Source organism: Tessaracoccus sp. SD287, from assembly GCF_017355265.1.
Lineage (GTDB): Bacteria > Actinomycetota > Actinomycetes > Propionibacteriales > Propionibacteriaceae > Aestuariimicrobium.
Genome location: NZ_JADIJQ010000004.1, coordinates 126,626 through 133,366 on the forward strand (window position 1 = coordinate 126,626; position 6,741 = coordinate 133,366).

A 6,741-nucleotide genomic window follows, 5' to 3' on the forward strand; every position below is an offset into this window, starting at 1 on the left:
GGTGACCATTGGGTAAACGGATCCATGAACACTGAGCATTCATTGACTACTACGCCCCGTAGGCAAACGGCGGGTGGTGTGCGCTTTCGGGACCCCCGCCGGCTGACGGTCCCTGTCTACCCGCCGAGCGGGTCACCTCCGCCGGAGGCGGCGCCCAGAACTCAGGTGCGCTCACCAGTCGCGGCCCCTAGGCTGTCGGATGCCATGCAGACCTTCCCGCCCCGCGTCCACGCCTACGGACTACCCGCCACCAAAGAGGGCCCGCTCCCGGTGGTCCTGCCGACCACCCCCGAAACCCCCGACACGCGCTCGGCACCTCGGTTCATGCTGTGGTTGATGTGGCGCTCGCGCGGGTTGGTCGCGGTGACCACGCTGCTCGCCATCTGCTGGTACGTCCCCAACGGGCTGACGCCGTACTTCCTGGGGCGCACCATTGACGCCGGGGTCGCGTCCGCGAGCCTCTGGACGACCCTGGGCTGGGCAGCCGTCCTGGGACTGAACATCGCCTTCGCCTCGATCTCCGGAACGCTGATGCACACCACGGCGGTGTCGCAATGGCTGGCCGTGTTCAACCGGTCAACGATGCTGGTCAACCGCAAGTCGATGGAACTGGGCCACCACCTGCCGCGGCGCACTCCGACCGGTGAGGTCCTGTCGGTGGCCATGGGCGACTCGGACATCTTCGGGGCCGTGACCGAGGTGACCAACCGGGCCATCGCCGCCGTGCTGGCCATCATTGTGGTCGCCATCGTCGTGCTCCAGGAGTCACCACGGCTCGGACTCATCGTGCTGGTCGCCACCCCGCTGATGGTGGTGGCCTCCTGGCCGCTGCTCGGTCCGCTGAGCCGGGCCCGCACCCAGATGCGCTCCCGGTCGTCCACCCTGACCGGCATGGCCACCGACATCGTCGCGGGCCTGCGCATCCTGCGCGGCATCGGCGGCGAGCGGACCTTCGGTGACAACTACGCCCGCCAATCCCAACTGGTGCGCCGCTCGGCCGACGGGGCCGCGCCGTGGCAGTCCGGGGTCGACGCCATGGCGACCCTGATGAGCGGTGGCCTCATGGTCGTCATCACCTGGCTCGGCACCCGCGACGTGCTGGCCGGCAACCTCACCCCGGGCCAATTGGTCAGCTTCTTCGGCTACGCCGTCTTCCTGGTCGGCCCGGTGCAGACGCTGTTCCAGTTCATCAACCGCTGGACCCAGGGTCTGGTCTCGGCCGAGAAGGCCCTGGGCCTGCTGCGCCAGGAGGTGCCCTGGACCGAGCCGTCCCGCCCCGTGGACCTGCCGCTGGGGGCGCTCATCGAGGACCAGGCCTCCGGGTTCGTGGCCAGGCCCGGCGAACTCACCGTGGTCGTCTCGGCGATGCCTGAGCACTCCTCGGCGCTGTGCGACCGGGTCGGACGCTACCTCGCCGACGAGGACGAGGTGGCGCTGGCCGTCGACACTGACCTGAACCGCAAGGACGCCCGTCGGGAACGCCGGCGACTGCGCGACGAGCGCATCCGCCAGCAGGCCCGCGACCGGGAGCGCGCCGCCGGCACGTGGGGCGTCACCGTCGGTGGGGTCGACCTGTCACAGGTGCCGATGTCCCAGGTGCGCGAGCACATTGTCGTCTCCGACGCGCAGGCCGCCGTCTTCGCCGGAACGCTGCAGAACCTGGTCGACCCGCACGGCAGGGCCACCCGCGAGCAGGCCGAACAGGCCCTGCGGGTCGCCAGCGCCGAGGACGTCTACGACGCGGTGCCCGGTGGCTGGTCGGGGCACATCGACGAGCGTGGACGCGGACTGTCGGGTGGTCAACGCCAGCGGCTGGTCCTGGCCCGGGCGCTGCTGCACGACCCGGACGTGCTGGTGCTGGTCGAACCGACCTCTGCCGTCGACGCCCACACCGAGGCACGCATTGCCGAACGTGTCCCGGACTACCGCCGCGGTCGCACCACGATCCTGACCACGGTCTCGCCGCTGTGGTTGCACCAGGCCGACCGGGTCGTCCTGCTGAAGGACGGCCTGGCCGTGGCCTCCGGTAAGCACGAGGAACTGATGCGCAACCCCGACTACCGCGGCATCGTGGCGCGCGGTGTGGACCTGGACGAGGAGGTGCTGGCATGACCCAGATCTTCGCCCAACAGGTCTTCGAGAACTCCGAGCAGACCTGGAGCCAGACCCCGGGGTTGCGTCAGGACCTGCCCGACGGCCTGTTCCCGACCCACCAGGGCGGGCTCGTCCGACGGCTGCGGGACCTGCGGGAGCGCTATCTGCTGCGCCAACGCCGGGCCGGCGACTTCTTCCGCGCCTCGCGTGCCCCCGAGCGGGGCATGCCCGTGGCCGACAACAAGGCCGTGCTCGACTTCGTCAAGGACCTGTTCACCACCCGTCCCGGGATGCTGACCGCGCTGATGGGTTCCAATGTGGGGGCGGCCGTGGCCGGGGTGCTGCTGCCCGCGCTGCTGGGCTGGATCATTGACCGGGCCGGTGCTGGTGACCCCACCCTGCCCGGCGACCTGGTCCGACTCGTCGGACTGGGCGTCATCATCGTCGTCGGCCAGACGGCCCTGGGCTTCGCCGCCCGCACCATCACCACCCTGTACGGCAATGACCTGTTGGCGCGGGCGCGCGAGCAGGTCGTCCGGTCGGTGCTGCGGCTGCCCCTGTCCCGGGTGGAATCGGCCAGCACCGGCGACCTGGTCACCCGGGTCACCCGCGACGTCTCGGTCATGGCCGAGTCGGTGCAGTTCGCCCTGCCGCAGTTCCTGATCAGCGGCTCGACGGTGACCATCACCCTGGTCGCGCTGATGGTGACCTCGCCCTTCCTGGCGCTGCCGAACCTGGTGGCGCTGCTGTTGTTCGCCGCCGTGGCCAGTTGGTACCTGAAACGTTCCCTGGCCGGCTACATCACCGAGGGCGGCTCCTACTCCGCGCTGAACACCCCGCTCACCGAGTCGGTCGAGTCAACCCGCACCATCGAGGCGCTCAACCTGCAACCGCAGCGGGTTCGCATCACCGATGGTGACACCGAGGTGTCGGGTCAGGCCGAGCGCTACACCATGACCCTGCGCAACATGCTGTTCACCGGCACCGACACCGCTCTGAAGGCCCCCCTGGTGGCAGTGGTCATCCTGGGTGCCCTTGGCTACCAGAACGGCTGGGTGAGCCTGGGCCAGGTGGCGACGGCAGCGCTGTACTGCCAGCAGCTGGTGGGCCCGATGGACATGCTGCTGCAGTGCATCGACCGACTGCAGTCGGGCATGGCCTCGACGGCCCGCCTGCTGGGCATCAACAGCGTCGAGCCCGACCGGGTCACCAGCCCCGCCCAACCCGCCGACTCGCACGTCATTGGCCGCCACCTGCGGTTCGCCTACCGCGAGGGCCATGACGTGCTGCACGGCGTCGACCTCGACCTGGTCGTCGGTGAACGGCTGGCGATCGTGGGCCCGTCCGGGTCGGGCAAGTCGACCCTGGGCAGGCTGCTGGCCGGCATCAATGGTCCGCGCACCGGTCAGGTCTCGATCGGTGGGGTGGACGTGATGGGCCTGCCCGTCGACGAACTGCGCACCCAGGTGGCCCTGGTCACCCAGGAGCACCACGTCTTCGTCGGGTCCATTCGCGACAACATCATCCTGGCCCGTGAGGACACCGCCACCGACGAGCAGGTGATGACCGCCCTGCGCGCCGTGGATGCCGCCGAGTGGGTCGAGCGGCTGCCGCAGGGCATCGGCACGCTGGTCGGGTCGGGCAACACCAAGCTGTCCCCGGCCCAGGCCCAGCAGGTGGCCCTGGCGCGGCTGGTGATCGCCGACCCCCACACCCTAGTGCTGGACGAGGCCACCAGCCTGATCGACCCCCGCACTGCTCGACACCTCGAGGGGTCGATGTCCTCCCTGCTGACCGGCCGCACGGTGGTGGCCATCGCCCACCGCCTGCACACCGCCCATGACGCCGACCGGATCGCGGTGGTCATCGACGGACGCATCGCCGAACTCGGCAGCCACGACGAGTTGATGGCCAAGGACGGCGAGTACGCCAGCCTGTGGAGGGCCTGGACGACCTGATCCGGACGTGGGGATGCCCCAACCGGTGACGGATTCACCCGGTCGGGGCATCACCACGCGCTGCTCACTCGGCGGCGATCGCCTCCAGCACGTCGGTCTGGGCTGCGCGGTGGGCCGGCCACACGGCTGCCAGCACTCCCACGACACCGGCGGCGACCAGGAAGTAGGCCAGCTGGTCCCAGGGGATGCTGAGCAGGTGGATGCCCTGGTCCTCGGGCAGCACCTTCTGCAGCACGACCCCGAAGACGGTGCCCAGGCCGACGCCGACCACGGCGCCGAGCAATGCGATGACCACCGACTCCAACGAGATCATCCGCCGCACCTGGGCGCGGGTCAGCGCGATGGCCCGCAGCAGACCTATCTCACGGGTGCGCTCCACGATGCTGAGACCCAGTGTGTTGACGATGCCGAGGACCGCGATCACGATGCTCAACGCCAGCAGGCCGTACAACAGCGCCATGGTCTGCGCCAGGCTCTGCAACATCTGGTCGGTGTACTCAGCCACGTCCATCACCGCTACCAGCGGCATGTCGGCCACCGCCTGGTCGAGGGCGGCCCGGGCGGCGGCCTTGTCCACCCCGGGCTTGAGGTAGATGGCCAGGTACACGTCGCTGGAGGCCAGGCCCATGGACTGCAGGGTGTCGGTCGAGACCCAGGTGTCGAACAGATTGGTCCCGGTCCCCTTGGAGTAGATGCCGACCACCGTGAAGGTCACCGAACGCTGCGCCTCGGGGGAGAAGTAGGTCTGGGTCGAGCCGATGTCCCAGCCGCGGTCCTTGACGACCGACTCCTCGATGATCATTTCGTTCGGTCCGGCCACGTTGCGTCCCTTGACCATGCGCTGGGAGACAACCTTGTCGAAGGAACTGGGCTCCATGCCACCGACCACAGTCAGATAGCGCCCGCTGACGTCCTTGAGTTGCTCCTCCGGCGGAGTCGTCCGTCCCTCGGGAACCTCCAGGAAGACGCCCGTCTTGAGGCGGTGGACACTCTGCACCGCCTCGACCGAGGACACCTTGTCGCCGACCTGGGCGGGGAACTGCAGGAAGCCCTGCTGGCCGATCATGTAGTCACCGCGGACTGTGTTCTGCACCTGGTCGACCACCGAGCGGTTGGCCGACTGGCCGAAGATGGCGATCATCGAGACCAGGGTGAGGCCGATCATCAGGGCCGATGCCGTGGCGGCGGTGCGTCGGGGCTGGCGAAGGGAGTTCAGCTCGGCGAGCTTGCCGACCTCGCCGAAGAGGACGCGGTAGATCCTGCCCACCAGCCACACCACGGGGCGTCCCAGCAGCGGGGAGGCGATGGCGACACCCACCATGGCCGCGGCCATGCCGCCACCGGCCCAGGCCATCGGCTGCGGGACAGGACCCCACAGTCCCAGGGCGATCAGGACGCCGCCGACCGCGGCCAGGGCGACCCCGATGATGGCGCGGGCGCCGAGACCTCTCTCGGGCTCGGTCTGGGCCGTCGACATGGCCTCGACCGGAGCGATCCGGGTGGCGCGTCGGGCAGGAACCAGGGAGGCGAGCAGCGTCACCACGATGCCCGTGGTGAGTGCCGCCACGATCGCGGTCGGGCTCAGCCCCGCCTGGACCGGTCCGATGTCCCAGACGGTCTTCAGGCCCTGCTTGATGACATAGGCGAGACCCACGCCGGCGAACAGGCCGACCCCCGAGCCGACGACACCGAGGACCAGCGCCTCAGCCAGGACGGTTCCCATGATCTGGGCCTTGCTGGCGCCCATGGCGCGGAACAGGGCGAGTTCCTTGGAACGTTGGGCCACCAGGATGGTGAAGGTGTTGATGATCAGGAAGCTCGCCACCAGCAGCGCGATGCCGGCGAAGACGAGCAGAAAGGTGTCGATGAACCCCATGGCCGAGGCGACCGAACTCTCCTGCTCGTCGGCGTAGGCCTGGCCGTCCCGAGCCAGGTAGCCCTGGGGCAGCAGCGGTTGGATGCGTTCGGCGACTGCGGCGCGATCGGCATCCTTCTCGGTGACCACCCAGACGCCGGTGAACGTGTCAGCGCCGGCCAGGAAGATGTCTTGCGCACGTGCATCAGTGAAGAACAAGTAGCTCGCGCCGGCGGTGGAGCCGGTGCCGAAGGAGCCGGTACCCACGACCGTCACCTCAATGGTGCCCTTCGTGGGGGTGATCACCTTGATGGTGTCGCCGAGGTCGTACCCCGACTTGCGCAGGGTGTCGGGATCAACGACGACCTGGTCATCGGTCTGCGGTTCGTGGCCGCTGAGCAGGGTGGCGCCGGTCTTGCCGCCCAGTGCCGGCAGGGTGCCCCAGTTGAATCCCAGCTGCGGGGGGCCGATGCTGACCAACGCCTTGCCCGTGTCGGCGATGACGATGACGCCGGGTCCGTAGATCACGCCCTGGGTGTGGGTGACACCCGGCACCTGCTGGATCCTGTCGACCACGGACTGGTCGATCTTGCTGCTCGTGGGCGAGCCGTCCTCGAGCGAGGCGCTGGGGTCCTTGGAGACGTCCACGTCCGAGATGGTGGAGGACAGGATCCCCTTGAACGACCCCATGATCATGTCGGAGAAGACGAAGGAACCGGACACGAAGGAGACCCCCAGCACGATGGCCAGGGCGGACATGGCGAGCCGCAGTTTGCGACTCCACAACGAGGTGAACGTTGCCTTCCACATCTCAGGCACCCACCATCACGGCAC

The 6,741-nt window shown here is 68.9% G+C and carries 3 protein-coding genes; 2 read left to right on the forward strand and 1 reads right to left on the reverse strand.

Features of this window, described 5'->3' with window-relative positions; all coding sequences use genetic code 11:
* Positions 1-204 precede the first annotated feature (204 nt).
* Positions 205-2,112, forward strand: coding sequence for an ABC transporter ATP-binding protein (locus IPV09_RS03070; protein ID WP_207473603.1), 1,908 nt, complete (start codon positions 205-207; stop codon positions 2,110-2,112).
* Positions 2,109-4,052 (forward strand): ABC transporter ATP-binding protein, encoded by a 1,944-nt coding sequence (locus IPV09_RS03075; protein WP_207473604.1) that lies wholly within the window; start codon positions 2,109-2,111, stop codon positions 4,050-4,052. The genes IPV09_RS03070 and IPV09_RS03075 overlap by 4 nt, the downstream gene beginning before the upstream one ends.
* Positions 4,053-4,116: 64 nt before the next feature.
* Here the strand turns inward: IPV09_RS03075 and IPV09_RS03080 are convergent, their stop codons facing one another.
* A complete protein-coding gene (locus tag IPV09_RS03080) occupies positions 4,117-6,717 on the reverse strand; it encodes an ABC transporter permease (RefSeq protein WP_207473605.1) in 2,601 nt (866 codons plus the stop codon).
* Positions 6,718-6,741 lie beyond the last annotated feature (24 nt).